This window comes from Isoptericola jiangsuensis (assembly GCF_002563715.1).
In the GTDB taxonomy this organism is placed as follows: Bacteria; Actinomycetota; Actinomycetes; order Actinomycetales; family Cellulomonadaceae; genus Isoptericola; species Isoptericola jiangsuensis.
The window spans coordinates 259688-285751 of the sequence record NZ_PDJJ01000001.1 but is presented as its reverse complement, the minus strand read 5'-3'; the positions used below and the strand labels follow the sequence as shown (position 1 = coordinate 285751).

Below are 26064 nucleotides of genomic sequence, written 5' to 3'. Positions count from 1 at the left end.
TCATCGGGTGGTGAATTCATAGTGGGCTCATGAGCGCACCCGTGATCGAGGTCGACGGACTGACGAAGTCCTTCGGGAAGTTCGAGGCCCTGCGTGGCCTGGACCTGCACGTCGAGGCCGGGGAGGTGCACGGCTTCCTCGGCCCCAACGGCGCCGGGAAGTCGACGACGATCCGCGTGCTGCTCGGCCTGCTCAGGGCGGACGGCGGCACGGTCCGCCTGCTCGGGCAGGATCCGTGGGGCGACGTCGTCGACCTGCACCGCCGGCTCGCCTACGTCCCCGGCGACGTGTCGCTGTGGCCCGGCATGACGGGCGGCGAGGCGATCGACCTGCTCGGCACGATGCGCGGCGGCCTCGACGAGCGGCGGCGCGCCGACCTGGTCGAGCGGTTCGAGCTGGACCCCACCAAGCGGGGGCGGCAGTACTCCAAGGGCAACCGGCAGAAGGTCGCGATCGTCGCGGCCCTGGCGTCCGACGTCGAGCTCCTCGTCCTCGACGAGCCGACCAGCGGCCTGGACCCGCTCATGGAGGCCGTCTTCCAGGAGGTCGTGGGCGAGGCGAAGGAGCGCGGCGCGACCGTCCTGCTGTCGAGCCACATCATGGCCGAGGTGGAGACGCTGGCCGACCGCCTCAGCATCATCCGCGAGGGCCGCATCGTGCAGACGGGCACGCTGACCGACCTGCGCGGCGACGTCCGCACGACCGTGCACGCCGTGCTGGACCGCGCCCCCGACCCGGCGGACCTGACGGCGCTGCACGACGTCCACCTGGACGGCACGCGGCTGTCCGCCACCGTCGAGTCGGCGCGCATCGGCGACGCGATGACGCTGCTCACCGGGTACGGGCTCGCCTCCCTCACGGTGGAGCCGCCGTCCCTGGAGAGCCTGTTCCTCAAGCTCTACGAGGACGACGCCCCCGCCGACGCCGCGCCCGAGGTCGCCCGATGAGCACCGCCACCGCGACCCGCGCCGCCCACCGCGCACCCGCCCGCGGCGGCGCCCTGGCCGGCACCCGGCCGCTGCTGCGCACCTCCCTCCGGCACGACGGGCGCAAGCTCGCCCCGTGGGTCGCGATCGTCACCGTGCTGTCGGCGTCGTCGGTGCTGGTGTACCCGTGGGTGTTCCCCACCCTGGAGTCCCGGCAGGCGCTGGCCGGGGCCGTCGGGGCGAACCCGGCGCTCGGCCTGATCTTCGGTCCGGCCTACGACCTGACCACCGCCGACGGCTTCAACGCGTGGCGCGCGCTGGCGCTCGGCGGGTTCCTGGCGGCCCTCGGCGCGATCTTCGCCGTCGTGCGCGCGACCCGGGCGCAGGAGGACTCCGGGCAGGCCGAGCTCCTGGCGTCGGGCGTGCTGGGTCGCGGCAGCCGGCTGCTCGTCGGGGCGGCGATCGCGCTGATCGGGTCGCTGCTGGTCGGCGTCGTCAGCGCGCTCGTCACGGTGCTGTGCGGCGGCTCGTGGGGTCCCTCGCTGCTGCTGGGCGCCACCTTCACCGCGACGGGGTGGATGTTCGCGGGGGTCGCGGCGGTCACCGCGCAGATCGGGGCGGACGCCCGCACCGCGACGTCGATGGCGGTGGGAACCCTCGGGGCGCTCTTCGTGCTGCGCGGGTTCGCCTACTCGGTCGAGGCGCCGGAGTGGACCTCCTGGGTCAACCCGCTGTCGTGGATGACCGAGACCCGCCCGGCCACCGGGGACCGCTGGTGGCCGCTCCTGCTCGCCGTCGCGCTGACGGCGGTGCTGCTCGTGGTCGCGTTCGCGCTGCAGGCGGGCCGCGACTTCGGGCAGGGCACCATCAAGCCCGGCCCCGGCCCCGCGCGCGGCACCACCCGCACGCCGTGGCGGCTCGCCGTCCGCCTGAACCGCGGGCAGATCGTCACCTGGGTGATCGCGTTCGTGCTGCTCGGCGTCGTGTTCGGCTACTTCGCCACGTCGATCACGGACATCCTGGCGGGCGACTCCGCGGTGCAGCAGGTCATGGCTGCCGGGGCGACCGGCCCCGAGCAGCTCGTGTCGGCGTTCCTCGTGACGATCCTGTCCCTCGTGGGGATCATCGCGTCGGTGCCCGGCGTGCAGGTGCTGCTGAAGGTCCGCAGCGAGGAGACGGAGGACCGGGTCGAGCCGCTGCTCGCCACCGCCGTGTCCCGGCCCCGCTACTACGCGGCGAACGTGCTGCTCGCCCTGGCGAGCTCGACGCTGTACGTGCTCGTCGCGGGCGTGTTCGTCGCCTGGCTCGCGTCGACCGCCGACCTCGGCGTCGAGTTCGGCGACGTCCTGCTCCAGGCCGTCGCGACCGTCCCGGCGGTGTGGACGGTCGTCGCGGTGTCCGTCGCCGTCGTCGGCGCCCGCCCCGCCGTCAGCATCGCGGCGTGGGCCGGGGTGCTGCTCTCGTTCGGCCTCACCCTGCTCGGCCCGACGTTCGGCCTCGACGACTGGGTGCTCGGCATCAGCCCGTTCTGGCACGTCCCCAACGTCACCGTCACGGACGTCGACCTCACCGGGCTCGGCTGGATCACCCTCGTCACCGCGGGGTTCCTCGCGATCGGCTTCGCCGGGTTCCGGCGCCGCGACCTCGCGCGCTGACGACCGACGACGACGCCCCCGCACCGAGGACCGGTGCGGGGGCGTCGTGCGGTCGGCGCCGGCTACTTCCGACCGGAGGCGCCTGCCACCAGCGCGACGCCGATCGCCGCCAGCCCGATCTGCAGCGCCAGCTCGATCCAGTCGATGCCGCCGGTGTCCTTGACGCCGATGAGGTCGGCGATCCACGTGCCGATGAGCGCGGCCACGATCCCCACGAGGATCGTCACGAGGATCGAGATGTTCTGCTTGCCGCGCACGACCAGCCGGCCGAGCGCGCCGATGATCGCACCGATGATGATGGCGGTGATGATGCCGCTGACGGTCATGTCGGCCTCCCAGGTGTCCGGTTCGTCTGACGCGTCCCCGAACGTACGCCCGGCGCCCGGGCGCCGCGACCGGAACGAGCACCCCCACCGGGGACGCCCGCTCCGGCCGCCGGACGGTCAGCGGGTGCTGGCGACCTCGGCGAGGAACCGGGCGGACCGCTCGCGCAGCCCGTCGACCCGGCCCTGCACGAACGCGGCGCGACGCTCCGGGTCGTTGCCCGTCTCGAACGCCATCGGGCGACGACGCACGTTGCGGGAGCAGCCGAAGTCGGTGCACACGAGCGTGCCGACGGAGTTGCCGGCCTTCCCGGCGGCGCCGGCGCGACGGGCGACGTACAGCGACACGTCCGCGTCGTCGACGACGTCCTCGCACCAGGCGCACATGCCCTTGCGGCCGCGGCCGGACTTCGCGTCGGCGGCGCGCAGCAGGATGCCGACGGGCTCGCCGTCGACCTCCGCGACGACGTACGCCGCCAGCGGGGCCTTGCGGTCGGTCCAGCCCAGGTAGTCGAGGCGGTCCCAGTCGAGGTCGGCGAGGTCGGGCAGGGTCGCCTGCCTCGCCTCCCGCTGGGAGGCGTTGACGAAGGACGCGCGGATCTGCTTCTCGGTCAGAGGGTTCACGAGGGTCTCCCGGTGTCGGGGCGCCGTCGGGTGCGCAGGGGCGCACGGGTGCACGACGGCCAAGGGGTGGGTGGACGGCACGGTGCGGCGCCGCCCGGCCACTGGGTCAGACGGTGCCGGGGCGCGCGAGGGCCGAGCAGGCCGCGCGGGCCACCCCGCCTTCCACGATGCCGTGCATCGTCCCCTCCTCGTTCCCGCAGGGCCACGGCCGTGACCCGCCGTCCATGGTACGCCCGGGCGACGATCAGCCGCCGCCGCGCCGCCGTCGGGCGCCCGCCACCAGCACGGCCCCCGTGACCAGCAGCAGCACCGCGACCGCGACGACCGCCGCGACGTCCGTGCCCGTCCACGCCAGCGGCGCGGCGTCGTCCACGGTCGTGGCCGGCGGCGTGGAGACCTCCTGCCCGGCACGGCCCGGCGGCGTCGACGCGTCGTCGGGCGCCACCGGGGCGACCGACGACGCACCCGTCGACGGCTCCGGGGTCGGGTCCCCCGGGACGACGCCGGCCGCCGGGACCACGACCGTGGCCGCCCGGCACCCGGGCTCGCCGCCCGTCGGGCAGGTCGACTCCGGCGGCCCCGTGAGCCCGTCGGCCAGCACCCCCGCCGCGTCCGGGGACACCGTCGCGGAGAACGCGATCGTCGCGGACCCCCCGACCTCCGGCGTGCCCGTCCACTCCAGCCGTGGCAGCGCCGACACGTCGAGCTCCCCCGCCGACGCCGACGCCCCCACCCAGGTCGCTCCCGCCAGCACGCCCGTCAGGTCGTCGACCACCACCACCGGGTCGCGCGGCCCGTAGTCCACCTGGCCGTCGTTCGTCACCACGACCGTCCACGTCAGCGTCTCCCCCGGTCGTACCTCGGCGGCGTCGACGGACGCCTCGACGGTGAGCGCCCGCACCGGGGTGCTCGTGGCGCACGGCGGCCCGTCGCCCTCCGCACACGAGCCCCCCGTGACCGCCCGGTCCAGCACGAGGTCGCCGTCGGTCGGGACGTCCACCGTCGCCGACCACGTGATCGTCGCCGACTCCCCCGGCGCGAGCGCACCCACCCACGTCAGCAGCGGGAACGCCGCGTCGTCCACCGCGCCGACGTCCGCGGACGCGTCCCCGTCGTAGGCGGCGTCGTCCACCAGCCCCGTCGCGTCGTCCGTCACCGTCGCGGGGTCCGCCAGCGTGAACGCGGCCCACCCCGTGTTCGCCACCGTCGTCGTCACCTCGACCGCTCCGCCCGGCACGGCGCTGTCGACGTCCACCGCCGTCGCGACCTCCAGCCGGCGCACCGGGATGCTCGTCGCGCAGCCCTCCTCGGTGCCGTCGGTGCAGCTCGACCCCGGCGGCCCCGTCACGACGTCGTCGAGCCGCAGGTCGCCGCGCGCCGGGTCGTCCACGCGCACGGTCGTCGTGATCGTCGCCGTCTCGCCCACGTCGAGCGGGCCGGACCACGTCAGCAGCGGCAGCGCCGCGTCGTCCACCGACCCCACGTCCGCCTCGGCGGCCACGAGCTCCGCGTCGTCGAGGACCTCCGTGAGGTCGTCGACGACGGTCGCCGGCCCATCCGCCGGGTAGGGGACCTCACCGGTGTTCGACACCGTCACCGTGGAGGTCAGCGTGTCGCCCGGCTCCACCACGCTCGCGTCCGCCGTCCGCACGACCGTCAGCGTCGGCCCGGAGGCGTCGTCGGTGAACTCCACCCGGGCCGTGTCGCCCGGCGGGGCCGACCCGACCAGGTCGGTGACGTCGTCGGCGCCGTTCGTGTACGCCCCCGGCACGGCCGAGGTCACGTCGACGTCCAGCGTGCAGGACCCGGAGCCCGGGGGCGGCACCGCCGCCGTCACCGACACCGTGCCCGTGCCGGGCGCCGGGTCCCAGGCGGGGCCGTCGCACGTCGCGGTGGCGTTCGCCGGGTCCGCGACGACCAGCCCCTCGGGCAGCACGTCCGTGAACGACGTCGCGGGGTCGCCGGAGCCCGTGAGGGCGAACGTCAGCGTCACGGGCGTGCCGACGGGCGTCGTCGGGGGGTCGAAGGACAGCGCGAGCCGCGCGGCGGGCGGCACGTGACCGGGTGCCTCCTCCGGGGCCGCGAGCACGGGCCCGTCCGGGTCCGGGTCGACCGTGGACGCCGTCGCCGGGGCGGACCCGAGGACACCGGCCAGCACGAGCGCAGCGGCGAGCCCGACGGCCGGCCGCCGTCCCGGTGTCGCGGGTCCCCGCACGTGCACCGCCCCCTGTCCGCGCGTCGGGTGGGGGACGGCGCCGCCGTCTCCCTCCAGCCACTGTCGCACCACGGGCGCCGCAGGGCGCGCGAAGCCGTCCTCGGGACCTCGCCGCACGCCCGCGGTGCGGCGCGACGACCCGGCAGCCGGCCCCGGTCCGACGTCCCCGACTGGACCGCGCGGCCCGCACCGGCGACGCTGGTGCCCTCACCGAGCCCGGGAGGGTCCATGGCACGCACGGTTCTGGAGCGGCTGCGCAGCGAGTCCGGCGCGGCGCTGCTGCTGCTCACCGTCGCGGCGCTCGCCCTCGTCTGGGCGAACTCCCCCTGGTCCGGCGCGTACGAGCACCTGTGGGAGACGCCGGTGCTCGTGCAGATCGGCGACCTCGCGTTCGACATGGACCTGCACCACTGGGTCAACGACGGCCTCATGGTCGTGTTCTTCTTCGTGGTCGGTCTCGAGGTCCGCCAGGAGCTGGCGCTCGGGTCGCTGCGTCAGCGCAGCCAGCGGCTCCTGCCCGTCGTCGCGGGGACCGTCGGGGTGCTGGTGCCCGCCGCGATCTACCTCGCGATCGCGGGTCGCGTCGCCCCCGAGGGGTGGGGCGTCGTCGTCGGCACCGACACCGCGTTCCTGCTCGGCGTCCTCGCGCTGGTCGGGCCGACGATGTCCAGCCAGCTGCGCGTGTTCCTCCTGACCCTGTCGGTGGTGGACGACTTCCTCGCCGTCACCGTCATCGGCGTCTTCTACTCCGACGGCGTGCGGATCGGCCCGCTGCTGGTCGCCGTCGCGTGCCTCGGCGTGCTGTGGCTGCTCGGTCGGATGCGGGCGTGGCGCAGCGGCCCGTACGTCCTCGTCGTCGTCGTGCTGTGGGGGGCGACCGTCCAGGCGGGGATCCACCCCTCCATCGCGGGGATGCTCGCCGGGCTGCTCGTGCCCGCGGTGGCGACCCGCCGCGACGACGTCGTCGCCGCGAAGAGCCTGTTCCGGGCGTACTGGCAGTCCCCGGACGCGAGCATGGCCCGGGACGTCCGCCTCGGCCTCGCCCGTTCCATCTCCGTCAACCAGCGGCTGCACGAGGTGCTCCGCTCCCCCGTGTCCCTCGTCGTCGTGCCCGTCTTCGTGCTGGCCAACGCCGGGATCGACCTGCGCGGCGGCGCCCTGGGCGACGCCCTCGCGTCCGCGGTGACGTGGGGCGTCGTCGCGGGCCTGGTCGTGGGCAAGCTCGTCGGGGTCGGCGCGGGGACCTGGATCGCGCTGCGGCTGCGGCTCGGCACCCTGCCCGACGGCGTCGGTCCCGGCAGCGTGCTGGGCGGCGCCGCGCTGTCCGGCATCGGGTTCACCGTGTCGCTGCTGGTCGCGGGGCTCGCGTTCGACGACCCCGCCCACACGCAGGCCGCCACCGTGGGCGTGCTCATCGCCCTCGTCCTCGCCGGTCTCCTGGGCTGGGCGCTGTTCTCGATGGCGCGGGTGCGCTGGGGCGAGACCAGCGCCGACCTGCCCGTGCGCCTCGACCCGCCCGTCGACCCGGCGCGGGACCACGTGCGCGGCGACGACGACGCGGCGCACACCGTGGTGGAGTACCTCGACTTCGAGTGCCCGTTCTGCGCCCGCGCCACCGGCATGTGGAAGGACCTGCGCGACCACTTCGGCGACCGCGTCCGCTACGTGGTGCGGCACCTGCCCCTCGACGACGTCCACCCGCACGCCCGGCTCGCGGCCGTCGCCGCCGAGGCCGCGCACCGGCAGGGCCGGTTCTGGGAGATGCACGACCGGCTGTTCGCGAACCAGTCGCGCCTGACCGCCGACGACCTGCGCGAGCACGCCGTCGCGGTGGGCCTCGACCTCGACCGGTTCGACGCCGACCTCGGCGACGAGGCGCTGCACGCGCGCGTCGTGGCGGACATGGACAGCGCCCGCGCCAGCGGCGCCCGCGGCACGCCGACGTTCTTCCTCGACGGCGCCCGGCACCGGGGCCCCCACGACGCGGGCACCCTCATCGCGGCGCTGGAGTCCGCGGAGGCGGACGCCGCCGTCGACCCGGCGCGGCGCCGCCGGTCCTGAGCGGCCCGGGAATCTCATCCTGTCCGGGCCACCGGCCGCCACCTAGACTGCGGCGGACTTGTCCGACATGCGCCACCGGTCCACGGTCCCGGCGCGGCGGACCCCACGTCGGCGCGGAGGCCCCGGACCATGACCCTGTACGCGAGGAAGCCCGCCCGGATGGCGCTCCAGCTCACCGGGGACCTGCTGCTCCTCGCCTGGACGGTCGCGTGGGCCTGGGTGGGCCGGACGGTCCACGACCTCACCGCGGAGCTCGCCCGGCCGGGGCTGGCGACCGCGTCGGCCGCCGACGACATCGCGGCCCGGTTCCACGACGTCGAGGGCACGATCCAGGGCGTCCCGGCGGTCGGCGACGAGCTGGCCGCTCCGTTCGGCGGGGCGGCGACGGCCGCGATGGCGGTGGCGGACGCCGGACGCGCGCAGGCCGAGACCGTCACCGACGTGGCGTTCTGGCTGGGGCTGGCGGTGTTCCTGCTCCCGGTGCTGCTGGTGGCGGTGCTGTACGTGCCGCTGCGCGTGAACTTCGTGCGGCGCGCGGCCGCCGCGCGGCGCCTCGCGGGCTCCGACCCGGCGCTGCTGGCCCTGCGCGCGATGAGCCACCTGCCGCTGCGCACCCTCGCCCGGGTGTCGGACGACCCGGTCGCGGCGTGGCGCGACGACGACACCGAGGTCGTGCGCGAGCTGGCGAACCTCGAGCTCGACCGGCTCGGGCTGCCCCGGCCGCGCAAGGAGGCGCCGCGCCCGGCCCTGCAGTCCGTCCGCTGAGCGGCGGGCCGCCGGGCACACCACCGGCGCGCGCCGGGACGTTCGTATATCCTCAAGGTATATACGACGGGGGTGGACGATGCGCACGACGGTCTTTCGCAACAACCGCACGCAGGCGGTCAGGCTGCCCAAGGCGGTGGCCCTGCCGGACGACGTCCGCGAGGTCGACGTGCGGGTCGTCGGGCGGACCCGCGTGATCGAGCCGGCCGGCACCGGCTGGGACGAGTGGTTCGACCACGGCCTGCGCGTCGACGACGACTTCCTGACGGACAGGGACCAGGGCGAGGCCGACGACCGGGCAGGGCTGTGAACACTCTCTATCTGCTCGACACGAACGTCCTGATCGCCTTGCTCCGCGACCGCGGCGACGCCGCCCGGCGACGGCTCGTGGAGGCGACCGGGCGCGTCGGCGTCTCGACGATCAGCGAGATGGAGCTCGAGTACGGGATCGAGCGGTCGGCAAGCCCGGCCCGCAACCGTCAGGCCGTCGACGAGCTCCTCTCCCTCGTCGACGTCATCGACCTCGACTCCCTCGCCGCGATGCACGCCGGCCGCATCCGCGCCGTCCTCGCCGCCCGCGGGACGCCGATCGGACCGTACGACGCGCTGCTCGCCGGGCACGCCCGGTCGCTCGGGCTCGTCATGGTGACGAACAACGTGCGCGAATTCGCCCGGGTGCCCGGGCTGGAGGTCGAGGACTGGCTCACCGAGCCCTGACCAGCCCGGCATCCCGCTCCGCTCGCCGTAGGGCGGCGGCGACGTCAGTACACCGGGTCGCGCACCAGCGGGCAGGTCATGCAGTGCCCGCCGCCGCGGCCGCGGCCGAGCTCGGCGCCGACGATGGTGACGACCTCGACGCCCTCGCGGCGCAGCGCCGCGTTGGTCAGGGTGTTGCGGTCGTAGGTGAACACGACACCGGGTTCCACGGCGACGGCGTTGTTGCCGGAGTCCCACTGCTGCCGCTCGGAGGCGTACACGTCCCCGGCGGTCTCGACGACGCGCAGGCGCGGCAGGCCCATGGCGCGGGCGACGACGTCGACGAACGGCGAGCCCGCCTCGCTGCGGACCTCCACGCCGGGTGCCCGGTCCGACGGCCGCAGGACGTACGGGTGGATGCCGTCGACGATGCGGGGGTGGACGGTGACGAGGTCAAGGTCGGCGAACGTGAACACGGTGTCGAGGTGCATGGCGGCACGCAGGCGCGGCATGCCGGCGACGACGACCTGCTCGGCCGCCCCCGCGTCGAAGAGCGACTTGGCGAGCTGGCTGATCGCCTGCCGGGAGGTGCGCTCGCTCATGCCGACGAGCACGACACCGCCGCCCACGGGCATGACGTCGCCGCCCTCCAGGGTGGCCTGCCCCCAGTCCTGCTCCGGGTCGCCCCACCAGACGGTGGAGCCCGCGTAGTCGGGGTGGAAGGCGTAGATCGCCTTCATGAGGAGCGTCTCCTCCTTCCGTGCGGGCCAGTACAGCGGGTTGAGGGTGAGGCCGCCGTAGATCCAGCAGGTGGTGTCCCGCGTGTACAGGGTGTTCGGCAGGGGCGGCAGCAGGTACTCGCGGGCGTCGGGCGCCTCGCGGGCGAGCGACACGTAGCCGGTGCGGTAGTCGGCGGGCAGGTCGTCGGTGGACAGCCCGCCGATCAGGTGCCGGGCCAGCTCCCGGGGGGTGAGCGACTCCAGGTAGGCGCGGGTGCCGTCGACGAGGCCGAGCCCCACCTGGTTCGGCACGACCTTGCGGTCGAGCAGCCAGTCGCGGGCGGCGCCGATCGCCATGGTGTCCGCGAGCAGGTCGTGCAGCTCCACGACCTCCACCCCGCGGTCGGTCAGCTTGTCGACGAAGTCCTGGTGGTCGCGCTGCGCGGACTCCACCCACAGCACGTCGTCGAACAGCAGCTCGTCGGAGTTGGACGGCGTCAGTCGTTCGTGCGCCAGCCCGGGCGCGCACACGAGCACCTTGCGCAGGCGTCCCACCTCGGAGTGCACGCCGTGCACCGGCGGTTGCCGGTCGGTCGCGGGGCCGTGCGTCATGGTGCGTCCTTCCGTCGGGGTCTCACAGCTCGATCCACCCGGCCACCAGCGCCACGACGCCGACGACGGCGCCCGCCGCGACGACGACGAACAGCACCAGCTCGGCCGGGGTGAAGACGCGCCGGCCCTGCTCGCGCCGGGTCATGGCGAACAGGACGGTCGCGGGGGCGTAGATGACGAGGGACACCAGGAGGTAGGTGAGCCCGGCGGCGTACAGCAGGAACGCGGTGTACGCGGTGGCCAGCACGGCGACGACGAGGTCGCCGCGCAGCGTCCGGGCGGGTGCGCCGTCGTACGTCTCGCGGGTGGCGCGCAGCTTGAGCGCGTAGGCCGCGGCGAGCAGGAACGGGACGAGCGTCATCGACGCCGTGAGGTCGAGGGCGAAGTCGAACGCGTCCGCGGAGAAGTACGTCAGCACCAGGATCACCTGGGACAGCGCGGTGGACAGCAGCAGCGCGTTGACGGGGACGTCGTCGCGGGAACGGGCGAGGAACCGCGGCATGTCGCGGTCCTTCGCGGCCACGTACATGACCTCCGCGGCCATGAGGGTCCAGGCGAGGTAGGCGCCCAGCACCGACACGATCAGCCCGACGCTGACGAACACGGCGCCCCACGACCCGACGGCGGCCTCCAGGACGCCCGCCATCGACGGCTGCCGCAGCCCGGCGATCTCCCCGACGGGCAGGATGCCGTACGACACGATCGTCACGGACGCGAACACGCACAGGACGGAGACGAACCCGAGGATCGTGGCGCGGCCGACGTCCTCGCGGCGGCGCGCGTGCCGGGAGTAGACGCTCGCGCCCTCGACGCCGAGGAACACGAACACGGTGACCAGCATGGTGGCGCGGACCTGGTCGAACAGGGAGCCGTACGCCTCGCCGCCCCAGTTCGCGGCGAACACCTCGGGGTCGAACGCGAAGATCGCGAGCAGCACGAACACGAGGATGGGGATGACCTTCGCGACGGTGACGACGCGGTTGATGGCGGCCGCCTCCCGCACCCCGCGACGCACCAGCAGGAAGAACCCCCACAGCCCGACGGTCGAGCACGCCATCGCCAGGACGGTGTCGCCCTCCCCGAGCGCCGGCACCCACTGCCCCAGCGTCGACATGATGAGCACCCAGTAGGTGACGTTCCCGACGCAGGCGCTCGCCCAGTAGCCCGCCGCGGAGAAGAAGCCCGTGTACTCCCCGAACCCCGCCTTGGCGTAGGCGTACACCCCGGCGTCGAGGTCGGGGCGCCGCATCGCGAGCCGCTGGAACACCAGCGCGAGCGTGTACATGCCCGCCCCGGCGATCACCCACGCGACCAGGGCGCCCGCGACCCCCGTCTCGCCGGCGAACCGGGCCGGCAGCGAGAACACGCCCGCGCCCACCATCGAGCCGACCACCATCGCGGTGAGCGTGACGGGCGAGACCTTGGTCCCCGCCGTCCTCGTCGCCTCGTCGGTCACCGTCACCCCGTCCGGTCGCCTCGTGCCCTGCGTCGATGCTGGCACGGTCGGTGCCGTCCGGCGCGCGCTACATGCGTTCCTTCACCCCGGTGCGCACCAGCCACCAGTTCACGGGGTAGCTCGTCGCGAAGCCGACCACCATCGCCACCTGCATGGCGGCCCAGAACACCGGGGTGGTCACGGCCGCGCGGCCGCCGAGGACCTCGGGCAGCCACCAGAGCTGGACGACGGCCATCGTGCCGTACATGCCGACCTGCCACGCGGTGATCGACAGGGCGTCGGCCTTGACCGCCGCGCGCAGGCCGGCGCGCAGCCCCAGCCCCCGCATGGGTGCGATCGCGAAGTACTGGAACGCGATGCCGATGACGAACGCCGCGACGTAGTCCAGGACCCAGACCGCGTAGATGCGGTCGTCGAACAGCCAGTCGTACCCGCCGAGCAGCACCAGGGCGGGGACCAGCACCACCGTCCACTCGACGAGGAGGTCGCCGAGCATGCACCCGGCGCCGCAGTGCGAGGTGCCGGTGAACACCGCGACGGGCATCGGCGTCGCCTCGTCGTGCCCGTGGCGGTGCTCCTGCTCGCCGCGGCGCGGCGCCCGGCCCCAGCGCAGGTAGGCCGCCACCCACAGCAGGGAGCCGAACAGCGCCGTCACGGGCCAGACGACGTCCATGACGCGCATCGGCTGCGGTCGCCGGGCCACGTCGACCGCGACCCCCACGGCCGACCCCACGCCCAGGACGATCATCACGACCGCCAGGGTGACGACGGCGTCCGGGAAGTCGGTCGTGGTGAGCTCCGTCATCCGTCCACCGTGGGACGACGCCGCCGGGGGCGCAAACGGGCGCCCGGGGTGACCCCCGGGCGCCCGCCGTCGTGGAACCGTCACCCGTCGGCCGCAGGGCCGACGGGGACGGGGCTCAGTAACGCAGGTTCGTCAGGTACTCGAAGCTGTCCTGCGCGAACTCGACGTCGCTCGGGGCGCCGTCGCGCTCCAGGATGTAGAAGTCGACCTTGCCGTGGGCGGCCCGCAGGATCGGGGCCCAGTCGATGTCGCCCTCGCCGACGTCGGTGAGGGTGGCCCGGGTGAACGGGGCGTGGCCGTCCTTGATGTGGAGCAGGTCGATCCGGTCGCCGTACGTGTTCAGGAGGTCGACGACGTCGACGCCCGCGGCGGTGGCCCAGTAGACGTCCACCTCGAACGCGACGTAGCGCGGGTCGGTGTGCTCCTCGAGGATGTGCCAGGCGCTCTTCAGCTCACCCGTCTCCGGGTCCGTGTACATCGTCTGGAACTCGCCCGCGTGGTTGTGGCCGAAGAACTTGCCGGTGCCGTTCTTCACCGAGCGCTCGCCGAGCCGGTTCATCGTCTCGGCGGTGGCGACCACGTTGTCGTAGCCCCCCTGGATGCCGGGGGCCGCGAAGCCGCCGGACCCGACGAACTTCTGCCCGAGGTCCTTGGCGTTCTGCAGGGTGGTGTCGAACGTCGCCTCGTCGACGCTGCCGTGCGAGCTGGGCGCCTTGATGCCGCGGTCGCGCAGCTCGCCGCGGAACTCCCCGGCGGTGTAGCTCCCGTAGGAGCCGAAGCTCCCCGGGTTGCCGAACGGCTCCACGTTGCGCAGGCCGACGTCCTCGAGCTCGTCGAGGACACCGTCGATGCCGATCTGGGACTGCCAGCCGAGGTAGCTGAACAGCTGGATGCCGACCTTGTTGGCCGGGAGGGTCCGGCCCTGGCCCTGGCCGGGGTAGTCGTCGGCGTGGGGGTGCTCGGGCACGGCGCTGGCGGGACCGGCGGCGAAGGCGCCGGCGGCGAGCACGGCGCCGAGGGCGGACGTGGCCAGGATGCGACGGGTCTTGGTGGTGATCTTCACGAGGGTTCCTCCTCAGATGGGCAGCGTCGGTGCTGCACGGGTGGTCCGGTGGACGGCAGCGGTGCCGTCCGGAGGTGGGGGCGGGGCCGGTCGGCCCCGCCCCCGGAGGTTCAGCCGAGCTCCGCGACGATCGCCTGGGCGTCGCGGACGAGCACCTCCTCGTCGGTCGCAGCGGCGAACTTCTCCAGCGCGGCGGCGGCCTGGGCGTCCCGGCCGGCGGCCAGGTGACGCGTGGCCTGCCCGAGGAAGGCGTCGAGGCGGGCGGCCTCGGCCTTCGTCAGGGCACCGTCGGCGCGGAGCCGGTCGACGTGGGCGGCGAGGTCCTCGACGGAGGTCGTGACGGTGAACGTCACGGTGGTCTCGGTCGAGTTGCCGGCCTCGTCGGTGGCGGTCGCGACGAGCACGTGCTCGCCGAGGTCCAGCGTCCACAGGTCGAGCTCGCCCGGCTCGACCGCCTCGCCGTCGAGGGTGAGGCCCGACGACGCGACGCCGGACGTCGCGTCGGTGGCCTCGACGCCGAGGTCGACGGTCTGCGACGAGCCGGGCTCGTCGCCGTCCGCCACGCCGGTCACGGCGACCTCGGGGTCGGTGCCGTCGATGCGCACCGTCACCGAGCCGACCTCGGACACGTTCCCGCCGGTGTCCGTGGCCCGGTACAGGACCTCGTGGACGCCGTCGCCGGAGATCGTCGCCGTCCCGAGGAAGTTGAACTGCGGGAAGTACGGGAAGTTGGCCCACGTCTGCCCGCCGTCGAACGAGTACTCGGCGCTCGCCATCGTGCCGTTGTCGGTGAACACGATGCCGAGGTTCACGGCGCCGGTGTACCAGCCGTTGTCCCCGGTGGGCTGCGCCGGGTTGAGGGTGTGCCCGACCTCCGGGGCGGTGATGTCGGTGACGCCGTCGCCCTGGAACGTCAGGGTGTCGAGCTCGACGCCCCCGGTGGACGTGACGAACAGCTCGCCGGTGCCCTCGGGGAACGCCGTGACGTCCGCCTGGACCGCGGACCAGCCGGCCGAGGAGATCTCGGCGGTGGCGAACGGCTCGGCGTCGGCCGAGCCCCAGCGGAGCGCGATCGTGCCGTCGCCGGAGCCGCGGACCTCGACGCCGTCGATCCCGGAGAAGTTCACCGGGTCGTAGGCGAGGTGGTCACCGGCGTCGAACGAGACGACCTTGGACAGGCCGCCCGCGGTGTCGTCCTGGACGACCTCCACGCCGGACAGGGTGTCGGCGTGCTCGGCCTCCTGCGTGAACGGGTTGAGGATCAGGGAGACCTCGTCGGAGGCCGGCGGGATGTCACCGTTGCCGCGGTCGGTGTAGGTCGCGACGACGACGCCGAACAGCTTCTCCGTCACGCCGTGCTCCGGCGCGTCGACCGGGGTGGCCCAGGCGCCCGAGCAGCCGCTGCCGAGCACCTCGGGGTGGGCGTGCGTGTCGTGGCCCAGCCCGAAGGTCCAGGACACGTTCGAGCACACCGTCGCGGTGCCGTCCTCGGGGTCGGTCGTGCTGAACGAGTACGGCACGGCGTCGCCCCAGCCGAAGAACCCGCCGTTCGGCGGCGCGTCCGCGGACAGGGTGGGCGCCACGTTGCCGACGGTGATCTTGCGGGAGGTGAGGCCCGTGCGGCCGGCCGGGTCGGTGACGCGCAGGCGCACCGTGTACTGGCCGAGCTCGGTGTAGGTGGTGGTCACCTGCACGCCGGTCTCGTCGAACGTCCCGTCACCGTCGAGGTCCCAGGAGTAGGTGAGCTCGCCGCCCTCGGGGTCGGATGAGCCGGAGCCGTCGAGGTTGACGGTCAGCGGCGCCTCGGAGGACGAGATCTGGTCCGCGGCGATGACGGCCGTCGGCGACTTGTTGCCCTCGGCGTAGTCGACGCGGTAGAGGCCGGCCTCCGGGTTCTGCCGGAAGAAGCCGTTGCCGTAGTCGAGGATGTAGAGCGAGCCGTCGGGGCCGAACTCCATGTCGATCGGGCTGTCGGTGATCGCCTGGACGTTGTCGCGCAGCGCCGCGTTGGGCAGCACCTGCTCGACGTGCGTCACCGGGCCGTCACGATCCGGGACGGTCAGCGCGGCGATGTAGTCCTGGGAGAACTCGTAGAAGAACGCCTTGCCGTCCCAGTACTCGGGCCACTGGGTGTCCGGGCCCTCCGGGTCGTAGGTGAAGGTCGGGCCGCCCATCGGGCCCTGCCCGCCCTGCGCGTCGAACGTCACGAACTCGTCGAACGGCTGGTCGCCCGGGTTGTCGCCGTAGTAGACCTGCGGGGCCGTCGCCGGCGGCAGGACGTCGAGGCCGGTGTTCCACGTGGAGTTGTTCTCCGCGCCCGCCTCGCAGTCGAACCACGGGCCCGGCGTCGCGGTGGCGAAGTCCCACTCGTTGTAGTTCGCGTTCGGGCCGTGGCAGTACGGCCAGCCGCCGTTGAGCGGCACCGTGGTGCTCTGCCACTCGACGTAGCCCATCGGGCCGCGCTCCGCGCTCGCCGTGCCGGAGTCGGGACCGTAGTCGCCCCAGCTCACGGCCCCGGTGGCGTCGTCGACGTCGATCCGGAACGGGTTGCGCAGGCCCATGACGAAGATCTCCGGGCGCGTGCCCTCGGTCCCCGGCTCGAAGAGGTTCCCCTCGGGGATCGTGTAGCTGCCGTCGTCCTGGACGGTGACGCGCAGGATCGCGCCGCGCAGGTCGTTGGTGCTGCCGGCGCCGCGCCGCGAGTCGAACCCGGGGTTCATGCCCGGCGCGTTGTTGTTCGGGGCGAACCCGTTGGCACCGGGCGTGCTGGCCGGGGTGTTGTCGCCGGTCGACAGGTAGACGTTGCCCTCGGCGTCGAAGTCGACGTCACCACCCACGTGGCAGCACTGGCCGCGCTGGACCTCGACCTGGAGGATGACCTGCTCGGTGCTCAGGTCGAGCGCCTCGGCGTCGGCGTCCCACTGGACGCGCGTGAGCTGGTTGTAGCCCAGCCACTGGTCCCAGTAGGAGGCGTCCTCGCCGGCGGGCAGCGAGTTGGGGGCCGAGCCGGTCGGCGTGGTGGTCGGGTAGGCGTCGCCCTCCATGACCCGCGGCGCGTAGTACAGGTACACCCAGCCGGACTCCTCGAAGTCGGGGGCGAGCGTGACCGTCTGCAGGCCGTCCTCGGAGTTGGCGTACACGTCGATGGTGTTGACGATCCTGGTGACGCCGGTCGCCGGGTCGGTGTGCCGGATGTCGCCGTTGCGAGCGCTGTGCAGCACGCTGCCGTCGGGCATGACGGACATGCCGATCGGTTCGCCGACGTCCTTGGTCAGCAGGATCTTCTCGTAGTTGGACCAGTCGAGCGCCGCCTCGGCGCCCTCCTCGGTCCCGTGGTCGATGCCGTCGTGGGCCGCGGCCGTGACGGGTATCGCGAGGGCCACCGTGGCCGCCGCGAGGGCGGCGACGAGCCGTGAACGCCTAGAATTCACCGTGCACTCCCCTTCGAGGTCAAGTGCGTGAGGGCCCCGCCGCTCGCCCCGTCGCTGCCACGACGGATCCGGCTCACGGCGGGGTCTCTCACGTGATGCGTCGGGTCAGGGGTCCGGTCCCCGGCCCGTTCGTACGTCGTGGGGCGTGCTGCCCCGTCGTCCACCGTCGTCCACCGTGGTCCTGGTCGGGCGCGGCGAGCTGGGAGTGCCGTGGGCACCCCGGTCGGGGGACGGCGCCGCCGTGCGAGGCGGACGCGGTCCCGGCTGTGCTGGGCAGCGTCGGTGCTACCTGGTCGTCTCTGACCACGGGCACGACAGTAGCGCACTTCTGCCAAACGTCAAGCAAAAGACGTCAACTCGCTACCAGTTAACGCGTCACGGGTGGTCGAACGTGGTTGACTGGTCCCATGACGACGCCGGTGTACGACGACCTCACACCCGTGCTCCGCGCGCTCCGCGACGGCCGGCCCCGCACGCGGGCGCAGCTCGCCCGCGAGATCGGCGTCTCCCGGTCCACCATGTCGACCCGCGTCGACGACCTGCTCGCCCTCGGCCTGGTCACCCCCACCGGAGACGCCGGGTCCACCGGCGGCCGGCCCGCCAGCACCTTCGCGTTCGACCCCGGCGCCCGCATCGTCGCCGGCGTCGACCTGGGCGCCACCCACGCGCGCATCGTGCTCACCGACCTCGCCGCCCACGAGATCCTGGCCCACCGCGTCGAGCTACGGATCGCCAGCGGCCCCGGCCCCGTCCTCGACCAGGTCGTCGACGTCCTGCACGACCTCCTGGACCGCGCCGACCGGGACCTCGCGGACCTCGCCGGCGTCGGCGTCGGCCTGCCCGGTCCCGTCGACCACGCCACGGGTCGCCCCACCAAGCCGCCGATCATGCCCGGGTGGGACGGCCACGACGTCGCGGGTCACCTGCACACCCGCCTTGGGAGCGCTCCCGTGCTCGTCGACAACGACGTCAACCTCATGGCGCTCGCCGAGCACTCCTCGGCCCTCCCCCACGTCGGCCACCTGCTGTTCGTCAAGATCGCCACCGGCATCGGGGCGGGCATCATCGCCGACGGCCGCGTCCACCGCGGGGCGCAGGGCAGCGCGGGCGACCTCGGGCACGTCGCCGTCCCCGGCGGCGACCCCGTCCCCTGCACGTGCGGCAACACCGGCTGCCTGGAGGCCATCGCCGGCAGCGCGGCCGTCGCCGCGCGGCTGCGCACGCAGGGCGTCGACGCCGTCACGAACGACGACATCGTGGAGCTCGTGCGCGGCGGGTCGCCCGTCGCCGCGAACGCCGTCCGCGACGCGGGCCGGGCCGTGGGCGCCGTCCTCGCGTCCTGCGTCAGCCTGCTCAACCCGTCCGCCATCGTCGTGGGCGGGTCGATGGCGCGCGTCGGCGAGCACCTCGTCGCCGGGATCCGGGAGGTCGTCTACGCGCGGCCCCTGCCGCTGGCCACGCAGAACCTGCGCGTCACGACCAGCCGGACGGGGGCGAGCGCGGGCTCGCTCGGCGGCGCGTGGCTCGCCATCGAGCACGCGTTCGCGACGCCGGGGCTGCTCACCCGTCCCGTGACGCCCCTCGTCCTGCCGACGCCCGCACCGGCTCCGGAGGCGGTACCGGCCGGCTGACGCCCGTCGCGAGCCCCACCAGCAGGTCCCGCACCTGCGTCGCGGGGACGTGCTCCGGCAGGCCCACCGGGTCCGAGCACAGCAGCACCGGCCCGTCGGCCGGGTCCGCCGGGAGACGGCCGTGCGAGCCGCCCACGGGCGACGGGTCGAGCGGCACCACCCGCATCGTCGAGCGCAGCCCCAGCTTCTTGCGCGCCACGTGGGCCACCGCCCGGGCCTTCGCCCACCGGTCGGCCGGGTCCCAGAACAGCTCGGCGGGGTCGTAGCCGGGCTTCTTGTGGATCTCGACGGACCGCGCGAAGTCGGGTGCCACGGCGTCGTCGAGCCAGTAGTAGTACGTGAACCAGGCGTCCGGCTCCGCGACGAGCACGAGGTCGCCCGCCCGGTCGTGGTCCAGACCGTGCTCCGCCTTGCCGGCGTCGTCCAGGACCTCGGCCACGCCGTCCGTCGCGGCCAGCAGCTCGGCCACACGGTCACGGTCGGCCGGGTCGGGCACGTAGACGTGCGCGACCTGGTGGTCGGCCACCGCGAACGCGCGCGACGTCCACGGGTCCAGCAGCTCGCCGGTCGCGTTGTGGTGCACGTGCAGCAGCCCCTCGCGGCGCAGCACCCGGTTGACGTCCACCGGGCGGCGGGCCGGCGTGATGCCGTACTCGCTGAGCGCCACCACCGTGGTGCCCGTGCGGGCGGCGTCGTCCAGCAGCGGGGCGAGCACCTCGTCGACCTCGCGCGCGGCGGCCGCCGCCTGCGGGGCGTCCGGGCCGAACCGCTGCAGGGCGTAGTCGAGGTGCGGCACGTACACCAGCGTGAGGTCGTGGTCCGGCATCAGGTCCCGGGCCGCCGCGACGATCCACCGCGACGACGCGATGCCCGCCGTCGGGCCCCAGTACGTGAACAGGGGGAACGGCCCGTGCCGCTCGACGAGCTCGTCGTGCAGGGACGGCGGCCACGTCCAGCAGTCCGGGTCCTTGCGCCCGTCCGCGTGGTAGACGGGCCGGGGCGTCACCGTGGTGTCCGCGGTGGACCCCATCGCGTACCACCAGCAGACGTTCGCGACCCGGTACCCGGGCCGCTCCCGCCGGATCGTCTCCCACACCTTCTCCCCCGCGACCAGGCCGTGGTGCTGGCGCCACAGCAGCGGCTCGCCGAGGTCGCGGAAGTACCAGCCGTTGCCCACGATCCCGTGGTCACGGGGCAGGAGCCCGGTGAGGAACGTGGCCTGCACCGAGCAGGTCACCGCGGGCAGCACCGTGCCGAGGCCCGCCCGCGACCCGCCCTCCGCCACCGCGCGCAGGCGCGGCATGTGCTCCAGCAGGCGGGGAGTCAGCCCCACGACGTCCAGGACGAGCAGCCGGTTCACAGCGCCTCCATCCCCCGGGCGACGAGCTGCCCCCGGGTCCAGTCGAGCTCGGCCGCGATGCCCACCACGAGCCCGTCGTCGTCGACGGGGCGCAGGTCCTCGGGCAGCACCGACCACGTGTACGTCTCGGTCTCCAGGTGGTCGACCAGCGGGTGCGGCCCGCCCACCAGCCGGTCGAGGGCGTCGCCGAGCACGTCCGTCGTGCTCGCCGGGGGCGCACGGGGCCGGGCGTGCAGCGGGACGTGCACGTGCACGCGCCACGGCCCGTCCGTCGGCAGCCCGGGAGCACCCGTGCGACCGAGGGCGTCGGGCAGGTCGTCGCAGCGCACCACGCCACCGTCGCGCAGCACCCGCGTCTGGTGCAGGAACCGCGCCTCGACGAACTCCTCCAGCGCGGCCAGCGCCGCCGGGTCGCGCGGGTCCGGGCAGTGCAGGGCGGCGGACACCTGCGTCTTGACGACGTCGAGCCCGGCCCCCGCGACGGCGGCCAGCGCCGCGGCCGGGTCCTCGAACTCGCAGGCGAGGTGGCACAGGTCGAGGCAGACGCCGAGGCGTCCCGCGTCGACGCCGGCCAGGTGCTCGGCGAGTCCCGTCGCGGTCTCGCCGACGCACCCCGGCTCGGGCTCGAACGCGACCCGGACGCTCCGCCCGGTGTCGGCCTCGACCTTCGCGAGGCCGTCCGCGAGCCGGTCGAGCCGGTCGCGGGCGGCGGCGGCGCGGCCCGCGTCCCAGGGGTCGCGCCAGGCCAGCGGGAGGGTGCTGATGCTGCCGCGGTCGACGTCGTCGGGCAGCAGCGCGGCCAGCACGCGGGCCGCGTCGAGCGTGTAGTCGAGGCGTGCGTCGTCCGTCCAGTCCGGCAGGTAGACCGCCTTCTTCACCACGGGGGCGTGGAAGTCGCCGAAGGGGAACGCGTTGACGGTCACGACCTCCAGGCCCTCGCGGTCGAGGGCGGCCCGCAGGTCGTCGGCGCGGCCCGGGTCGGCCGCGAGCTCGTGCACCGCGCGGGCGGGGAGCCACAGGCCGAGCCCGAGCCGGTCGACGTCGAGGCGGCGGCGCACGGGACCGGCGAACCGGCGGAGCTGGTCGTGCAGGCCGTCCGTGTCCTGCGCGGGGTGGACGTTCGTGCCGTACGAGACGTGCAGCAGGGTGCCGTCGGGGTGCCGGAACCGCATGTCAGGCCTGCCCGGCGGGGATGACGGGCTCGCCGCGGCGCACCGAGTTGCCCTGGTACTCACCGGACGCGCCGGACGAACCGGCGGCCTCGTCCGCGTCGAGCAGCAGGCGCCCGCTCTGGCCGTAGAACTCGACCGGGTTGCGCCACAGGACCCGGTCGACGTCGTCGTCGGTGAACCCGGCGGCGAGCATCGCCCGCCCGGTCCGCCACGTCTTCAGCGGGTCCGAGCGGCCCCAGTCCGCGGCCGAGTTGACCAGCACGCGCTCCAGGCCGCGGCGGCGCAGGATCTCCACCATGCGACCCTCGTCCATCTTGGTGTCCGGGTAGACCGAGAACCCGGCCCAGCAGCCGGCGTCGTCGACGACGTCCACGGTCACCTCGTTGAGGTGGTCCACCACGACCATCTCCGGCGCGACGCCGACCTGCGCGACGATCTCCAGCGTGCGGCGCGTGCCCGCCGCCTTGTCCCGGTGCGGGGTGTGGACGAGCACCGGCAGGTCGTGCTCCCCGGCGAGCTCGAGCTGGCGCACGAACACCCGCTCCTCGTCCTGCGTCATCGAGTCGAACCCGGTCTCGCCGACCGCGACCACGCCGTCCTTCTCCAGGTAGCGGGGCAGCAGGTCGAGCACGCCGTGGCAGCGCGGGTCGTTCGCCTCCTTGGGGTTGAGGGCGATCGTCGCGTGGTGCACGATCCCGAACTGCGCGGCCCGGAACCGTTCCCAGCCGAGCAGCGCGTCGAAGTAGTCGACGAACGAGCCGACCGAGGTGCGGGGCTGGCCGAGCCAGAACGCGGGCTCGACGAGCGCGCGCACCCCGGCGTCGCGCATCGCCTCGTAGTCGTCGGTGGTCCGGGACGTCATGTGGATGTGCGGGTCGAAGATGCGCACGGGTCCGCCTCCTTGCGGGTCGGGGGCCGAGCGTCTCTGAAAGTCCGGCATCAGCCGTCGATTCCTGACTTTCAGAGACGCTCGACGGGGTCAGGGGGTGGTGGCGAGCAGCGCGAGGGCGTCGTCGGGGACGTCCCGCCCGGCGGCACGCCGCTCGGCGGCGTACGCGGCGACCATGCGGTCGAGCTCGGCGTCGCGGCGGGCGGTCAGGTCCGCGACGACGGCGAGCGGCACGCCCGTGAACAGGCACTTGAGGACGCCGTGGCGCCACGCGTCGGCCGGCAGGTGCGCGGCCGCGGACGGGCCCATGGCGGCGGCCACCAGCCGGGAGTCGTTGGTGCGCAGCGCGTCGAGCAGCAGCGGGACCGCCCGGTCGCCGACGTCGAGCGCCTCCAGGGCGAGCAGGACGGCGCGACGCTCGTCGGCGTCGCCCGTGCGGTACAGCTCGGCGGCCACGGCGGCGGCGCCGTCCGGCCCGGCGCCCCGCGTCGCGGCGACGAGCAGCCGCACCCGGGCGACGTCCTGCACCGGCAGGCCGTCGGGTCCGGGGCCGCGGCCCACCACGCGCGCGGCGCGGGCGAACGCCCGTGCCACGGTGCCCGGGTCGGCCCGGACCTCCTCCTCCAGCCCGGCGAGCCGCTCCTCCGCGGCCGGGTCGAGCGTCGTGCGTACCGGGGTCATCCGGTCACCCCCACCTCGTCGTGGACGGTCGCGCGGGGGCGCACGCGCACCCTCGCGGTGGCTGCGGCGTCGCGCAGCGCGGACATGCTGGAGCGCGCCAGCCGGGCGGCGGCGTGCGAGTGGCGGGGCAGCTCGACCGACGCGAGCCCGTCGAAGCCCACCTCGTCGAGGGCGGTCAGCACGCCGGGCAGGTCGACCTCGCCGGTGCCGAGCTCGAGGTGCTCGTGCACGCCGGGGAGCATGTCGTCCACCTGCACGTGCGCCACCAGCGCCCCGGCGGCGCGGATCACGTCCGGGCCCGGCTCGGTCTCGACGCACGTCAGGTGCCCGACGTCGATGGTCAGGCGCAGGCGGTCGGGGTCGCCGAGCGCGGTGCGCAGCCGCAGGAGGTCCCCGACCCGTTCGACGAGCATGCCCGGCTCGGGCTCGAACGCGAGGTCGACCCCCGCGGCCTCGGCGTGCCCGAGCACGTCCGCCGTCCCGGCCACCAGCCGGTCCCACCCGGTGGCGGACGACGTGCCGGCGGGCAGCACGCCCGACCACAGGTGCACGGCGGGGGCGCCGAGGTCGGTGGCGACCCGCACGGCCGTGGCGAGCAGGTCGACGCGGCGCTCCCGCCCCTCGTCCGACACCAGGGTGGGCTCGTGCTTGCGCCGCGGGTCGAGCACGTAGCGGGCGCCCGTCTCCACCACGACGCCCAGCCCGTGCCGCGCCAGCAGCGCCGCGACCCGCTCGGTGCGTCGCGCGAGACCGGGGGCCAGCGGGTCGAGGTGCATGTGGTCGAGCGTGAGCGCGACCCCGCCGTAGCCGAGGTCCGCCAGCAGGGCGAGGCAGTCCTCCAGGCGGTGGTCGGCGAACCCGTTGGTGCCGTATCCGAGCGTGATCACGTGGGGCTCACCGCCCGCGCGCCGAGCCGGGCCAGCGGTACCGCGGCGAGCAGCCCCACCGCGGCGGCGACCGCGCCGTGCCCGGCCAGCAGCGCGGCCTGGAGCGGCACCATGCCGCGGATGCCGACGCCCGTCGCCCGGCGGGCCGTGGCGGCGTCGGGGCGGCGGACCACGTCGGCCTGCGCGGGCAGGACGGCGGCGGCGTAGGTCGCGGCCAGCGCGACCACGGGCACCCGGACCCGGCCCGGCGCCAGGGCGGCGCCCGCGGCGGCGGCGACGGTCGTGGCGACCGCGGCCCGGCCCTGGTCGGGGGTCGTGCCGTGCACCTCCCCGCGGCTGACGGCCGTCACGGCCAGGGTGTGCGCACCCATGACGGTGGCGGGGACCAGGCCGGCCCGCCGACCGGCGGCACCCATGAGGACGTCGAGGAACCGTGTCGTGGCCATGACGGCCGGACCGGCCGGGGTGGGCTTCGCGACGACGTCGTACGCCCAGACCGTCGCGGCCAGCGCCGCGGCCACCCCGAGGGGACGGCGTCCGGCGACGGCGGCCGCGCCGAGCCCCGCCGCGGTGAGCCCCCCGGCGAGGGCGAGCGCCTCGCCGGGCCGCACCCGCCCCGAGGGGATGGGTCGCTCCGGGCGCTCCGTGGCGTCGAGGTCGCGGTCCGCCCAGTCGTTGAGGGCCATGCCCGCCCAGTACAGGCAGGCCGACGCCACGGGCAGGGCCGCCGTCCGGGCCCCGCACGGCCAGCCCGCCGCGGCGGCGCCCGCCAGCGAGTCCCCGGGGACGGTCAGCGCGGCGGGCAGGCGGACCAGCTCGGCGGCGTCACGCCACCTCATGCGGCACCGTGGGGCGCGACCCCGGCGTGCCCGTCGGCCCGTGCGGCGTCGCCGAGCCCGGCGCACCACCGGGTCAGCGTCTGCCACTGCGCGGCCAGCGCGTGCTCGGCGCTGCCCACGGGGTCCTTGAAGAAGAACCCGAGCTCCCCGACCGGGCCGGTGACGCCGACCTCGTGGGCCCGGGCGACCAGGCGGGCCAGGTCGAGGACGAGCGGCGCGGCGAGCGCGGAGTCGCAGCCCTCCCACGTCACCTGCATGCGCATGCGGGTGCCGAGGAACCCGTCGAACGTCACGTGGTCCCACGCGGTCTTCCAGTCGCCCAGGTCCGCGACGTGGTCGATGCGCACCGGGCCCTCGACGGGGTAGCCGAGCACCGCCTCGACGGTCATCGCCTTGGTGGCCGTCTTGCTCGCGGCCGCGGCCGGGTCCGCCAGCGTGCGGCCGTCCCCGCCGCCGAGGATGTTGAACGCCGACCACGACCGCACCGCCAGGGCACGGGTCGCGAACATCGGCGCGAGCGTCGCCTTGAGCAGGGTCTCGCCCGTCTTCCCGTCGCGCCCCGCCCACGGCAGGTGCAGCGTCTTGGCGAGCTCCTCCAGCGCGGGGATCCGCGGGCCGGTGGACGGCGTGAAGCACACCACGGGGCTGCCGGCGCGGAACGCGGCGTACGCGTACAGCGACGACGCCGGCAGCGGCGCCGTGCCGTCGTCGAGGCGGCGCTCGAGCTCGGTGAGCGTCAGGGCGTGGGCGTCCGGGGCGGGCGGCTCGGTGCTGGAGACGTCGACGACGACGACCCGCTCCAGGTCGTGCTCGGCGCGGAACGCCTCGATGTCGGCCTGGAGGCGGTCGGCGGTGGCGCGGTCGGCCGTGCCGCTGGCGCCGGGCCGGACGCGGGCGTCGACGGTGGCGAGGTCGTCGGCCAGCGCGGCGACGGTGGCGGCGGGCACGACACCGGAGGCCGCGAGCTCGTGGGCGCGCTCCACGATGCTGCCGGCGACGTCGTGACCACCGACGACGAGCTCGTCGACGCCGACGAGCCCGGCGCGGGCGACGTCGGGGAGCTCGCTGACCAGGCCGGTCGTGGGCGCGTGGCCGCGCGCGAGGGCGAGGGCGCCGAGCGTGGCCGTCGTGGCGACGGAGCCGCGGGCGCCGAGGAACCACAGGCCGGTGCGTCGTCGCGGCGGCGTGCGGGAGTCGTCGTTGACCATGGACCGCACGCTACGCCACTTATGATTTCTGTCAAGCAAATGTCGG

22 protein-coding genes are annotated in these 26064 nt (G+C 74.7%); 7 read left to right on the top strand and 15 right to left on the bottom strand.

The features are described from left to right. The first annotated feature begins 29 nt into the window (after window positions 1-29). Window positions 30-947 (top strand): ABC transporter ATP-binding protein, encoded by a 918-nt coding sequence (locus ATJ88_RS01295; RefSeq protein ID WP_098462185.1) that lies wholly within the window; start codon window positions 30-32, stop codon window positions 945-947. Continuing rightward, window positions 944-2581 carry an ABC transporter permease gene (locus ATJ88_RS01290; protein WP_098462184.1) on the top strand — a complete coding sequence of 546 codons (1638 nt, stop codon included), beginning with the start codon at window positions 944-946 and terminating at the stop codon, window positions 2579-2581. Before ATJ88_RS01295 ends, ATJ88_RS01290 begins: the two co-directional genes overlap by 4 nt. Window positions 2582-2643: 62 nt before the next feature. Here the strand turns inward: ATJ88_RS01290 and ATJ88_RS01285 are convergent, their stop codons facing one another. The 3 genes from ATJ88_RS01285 to ATJ88_RS01275 all read right to left on the bottom strand — a co-directional run bounded on the left by ATJ88_RS01285 (window position 2644) and on the right by ATJ88_RS01275 (window position 5743). Next, on the bottom strand, window positions 2644-2907 hold the full coding sequence (locus ATJ88_RS01285) for a GlsB/YeaQ/YmgE family stress response membrane protein (RefSeq protein ID WP_098462182.1): 264 nt from the start codon (window positions 2905-2907) through the stop codon (window positions 2644-2646). A 117-nt stretch (window positions 2908-3024) separates the two neighbouring features. Further along, window positions 3025-3528 carry an FBP domain-containing protein gene (locus ATJ88_RS01280; protein ID WP_098465046.1) on the bottom strand — a complete coding sequence of 168 codons (504 nt, stop codon included), beginning with the start codon at window positions 3526-3528 and terminating at the stop codon, window positions 3025-3027. Between the two features lie 244 nt (window positions 3529-3772). After that, complete coding sequence (locus ATJ88_RS01275; protein WP_170023475.1) at window positions 3773-5743, bottom strand: DUF7927 domain-containing protein; 1971 nt, start codon at window positions 5741-5743, stop codon at window positions 3773-3775. Between the two features lie 228 nt (window positions 5744-5971). Here ATJ88_RS01275 and nhaA point away from each other — a divergent pair, with 228 nt between their 5' ends. The 4 genes from nhaA to ATJ88_RS01255 all read left to right on the top strand — a co-directional run bounded on the left by nhaA (window position 5972) and on the right by ATJ88_RS01255 (window position 9286). Further along, window positions 5972-7804: a Na+/H+ antiporter NhaA gene (nhaA, locus tag ATJ88_RS01270; protein WP_098465045.1), complete on the top strand. Its 1833-nt coding sequence runs from the start codon at window positions 5972-5974 to the stop codon at window positions 7802-7804. Window positions 7805-7933: 129 nt separating this feature from the next. After that, window positions 7934-8569: a hypothetical protein gene (locus ATJ88_RS01265; RefSeq protein WP_098462179.1), complete on the top strand. Its 636-nt coding sequence runs from the start codon at window positions 7934-7936 to the stop codon at window positions 8567-8569. Window positions 8570-8648: 79 nt separating this feature from the next. Continuing rightward, window positions 8649-8879, top strand: a complete 231-nt coding sequence (vapB, locus tag ATJ88_RS01260; RefSeq protein WP_098462178.1) for a type II toxin-antitoxin system VapB family antitoxin — start codon at window positions 8649-8651, stop codon at window positions 8877-8879. After that, window positions 8876-9286, top strand: a complete 411-nt coding sequence (locus ATJ88_RS01255; RefSeq protein WP_098462175.1) for a type II toxin-antitoxin system VapC family toxin — start codon at window positions 8876-8878, stop codon at window positions 9284-9286. The genes vapB and ATJ88_RS01255 overlap by 4 nt, the downstream gene beginning before the upstream one ends. Before the next feature lie 44 nt (window positions 9287-9330). Here the strand turns inward: ATJ88_RS01255 and ATJ88_RS01250 are convergent, their stop codons facing one another. From ATJ88_RS01250 to ATJ88_RS01230, 5 genes are all read right to left on the bottom strand, one after another. After that, window positions 9331-10596, bottom strand: coding sequence for an arginine deiminase (locus ATJ88_RS01250; protein WP_098462174.1), 1266 nt, complete (start codon window positions 10594-10596; stop codon window positions 9331-9333). Window positions 10597-10618: 22 nt separating this feature from the next. After that, on the bottom strand, window positions 10619-12058 hold the full coding sequence (locus ATJ88_RS01245) for a basic amino acid/polyamine antiporter (protein WP_425432696.1): 1440 nt from the start codon (window positions 12056-12058) through the stop codon (window positions 10619-10621). A gap of 61 nt (window positions 12059-12119) precedes the next feature. Next, on the bottom strand, window positions 12120-12857 hold the full coding sequence (locus ATJ88_RS01240; protein ID WP_098462172.1) for a DUF4396 domain-containing protein: 738 nt from the start codon (window positions 12855-12857) through the stop codon (window positions 12120-12122). 115 nt (window positions 12858-12972) lie between these two features. Beyond that, window positions 12973-13920, bottom strand: a complete 948-nt coding sequence (locus ATJ88_RS01235; protein WP_098462165.1) for a sugar phosphate isomerase/epimerase family protein — start codon at window positions 13918-13920, stop codon at window positions 12973-12975. Window positions 13921-14030: 110 nt separating this feature from the next. Next, a complete protein-coding gene (locus ATJ88_RS01230; RefSeq protein WP_098462163.1) occupies window positions 14031-17351 on the bottom strand; it encodes a PQQ-dependent sugar dehydrogenase in 3321 nt (1106 codons plus the stop codon). Between the two features lie 407 nt (window positions 17352-17758). Between ATJ88_RS01230 and ATJ88_RS01225 the strand changes: the two genes are divergently transcribed. Continuing rightward, window positions 17759-18982 (top strand): ROK family protein, encoded by a 1224-nt coding sequence (locus ATJ88_RS01225; protein WP_098462162.1) that lies wholly within the window; start codon window positions 17759-17761, stop codon window positions 18980-18982. Here ATJ88_RS01225 and ATJ88_RS01220 read toward each other — a convergent pair. From ATJ88_RS01220 to ATJ88_RS01190, 7 genes are all read right to left on the bottom strand, one after another. Beyond that, entirely contained in the window at window positions 18912-20342 is a 1431-nt protein-coding gene (locus ATJ88_RS01220; protein ID WP_098462160.1) for an alkaline phosphatase family protein, read from the bottom strand. The genes ATJ88_RS01225 and ATJ88_RS01220 overlap by 71 nt on opposite strands. Further along, window positions 20339-21514, bottom strand: coding sequence for a metabolite traffic protein EboE (gene eboE, locus ATJ88_RS01215; RefSeq protein ID WP_098462159.1), 1176 nt, complete (start codon window positions 21512-21514; stop codon window positions 20339-20341). Before eboE ends, ATJ88_RS01220 begins: the two co-directional genes overlap by 4 nt. Before the next feature lies 1 nt (window position 21515). Then, complete coding sequence (locus ATJ88_RS01210) at window positions 21516-22403, bottom strand: TatD family hydrolase (RefSeq protein WP_098462157.1); 888 nt, start codon at window positions 22401-22403, stop codon at window positions 21516-21518. Between the two features lie 90 nt (window positions 22404-22493). Beyond that, complete coding sequence (locus ATJ88_RS01205) at window positions 22494-23084, bottom strand: EboA domain-containing protein (RefSeq protein ID WP_098462147.1); 591 nt, start codon at window positions 23082-23084, stop codon at window positions 22494-22496. Continuing rightward, the gene (locus ATJ88_RS01200) at window positions 23081-23971 is read right to left on the bottom strand and encodes a sugar phosphate isomerase/epimerase family protein (RefSeq protein ID WP_211287437.1); all 891 of its coding nucleotides are present in this window, start codon (window positions 23969-23971) and stop codon (window positions 23081-23083) included. The genes ATJ88_RS01205 and ATJ88_RS01200 overlap by 4 nt, the downstream gene beginning before the upstream one ends. Continuing rightward, the gene (locus ATJ88_RS01195) at window positions 23968-24810 is read right to left on the bottom strand and encodes an SCO3242 family prenyltransferase (RefSeq protein ID WP_098462146.1); all 843 of its coding nucleotides are present in this window, start codon (window positions 24808-24810) and stop codon (window positions 23968-23970) included. The genes ATJ88_RS01200 and ATJ88_RS01195 overlap by 4 nt, the downstream gene beginning before the upstream one ends. Beyond that, window positions 24807-26018, bottom strand: coding sequence for an inositol-3-phosphate synthase (locus ATJ88_RS01190; RefSeq protein ID WP_098462144.1), 1212 nt, complete (start codon window positions 26016-26018; stop codon window positions 24807-24809). The genes ATJ88_RS01195 and ATJ88_RS01190 overlap by 4 nt, the downstream gene beginning before the upstream one ends. Window positions 26019-26064: the final 46 nt, after the last annotated feature.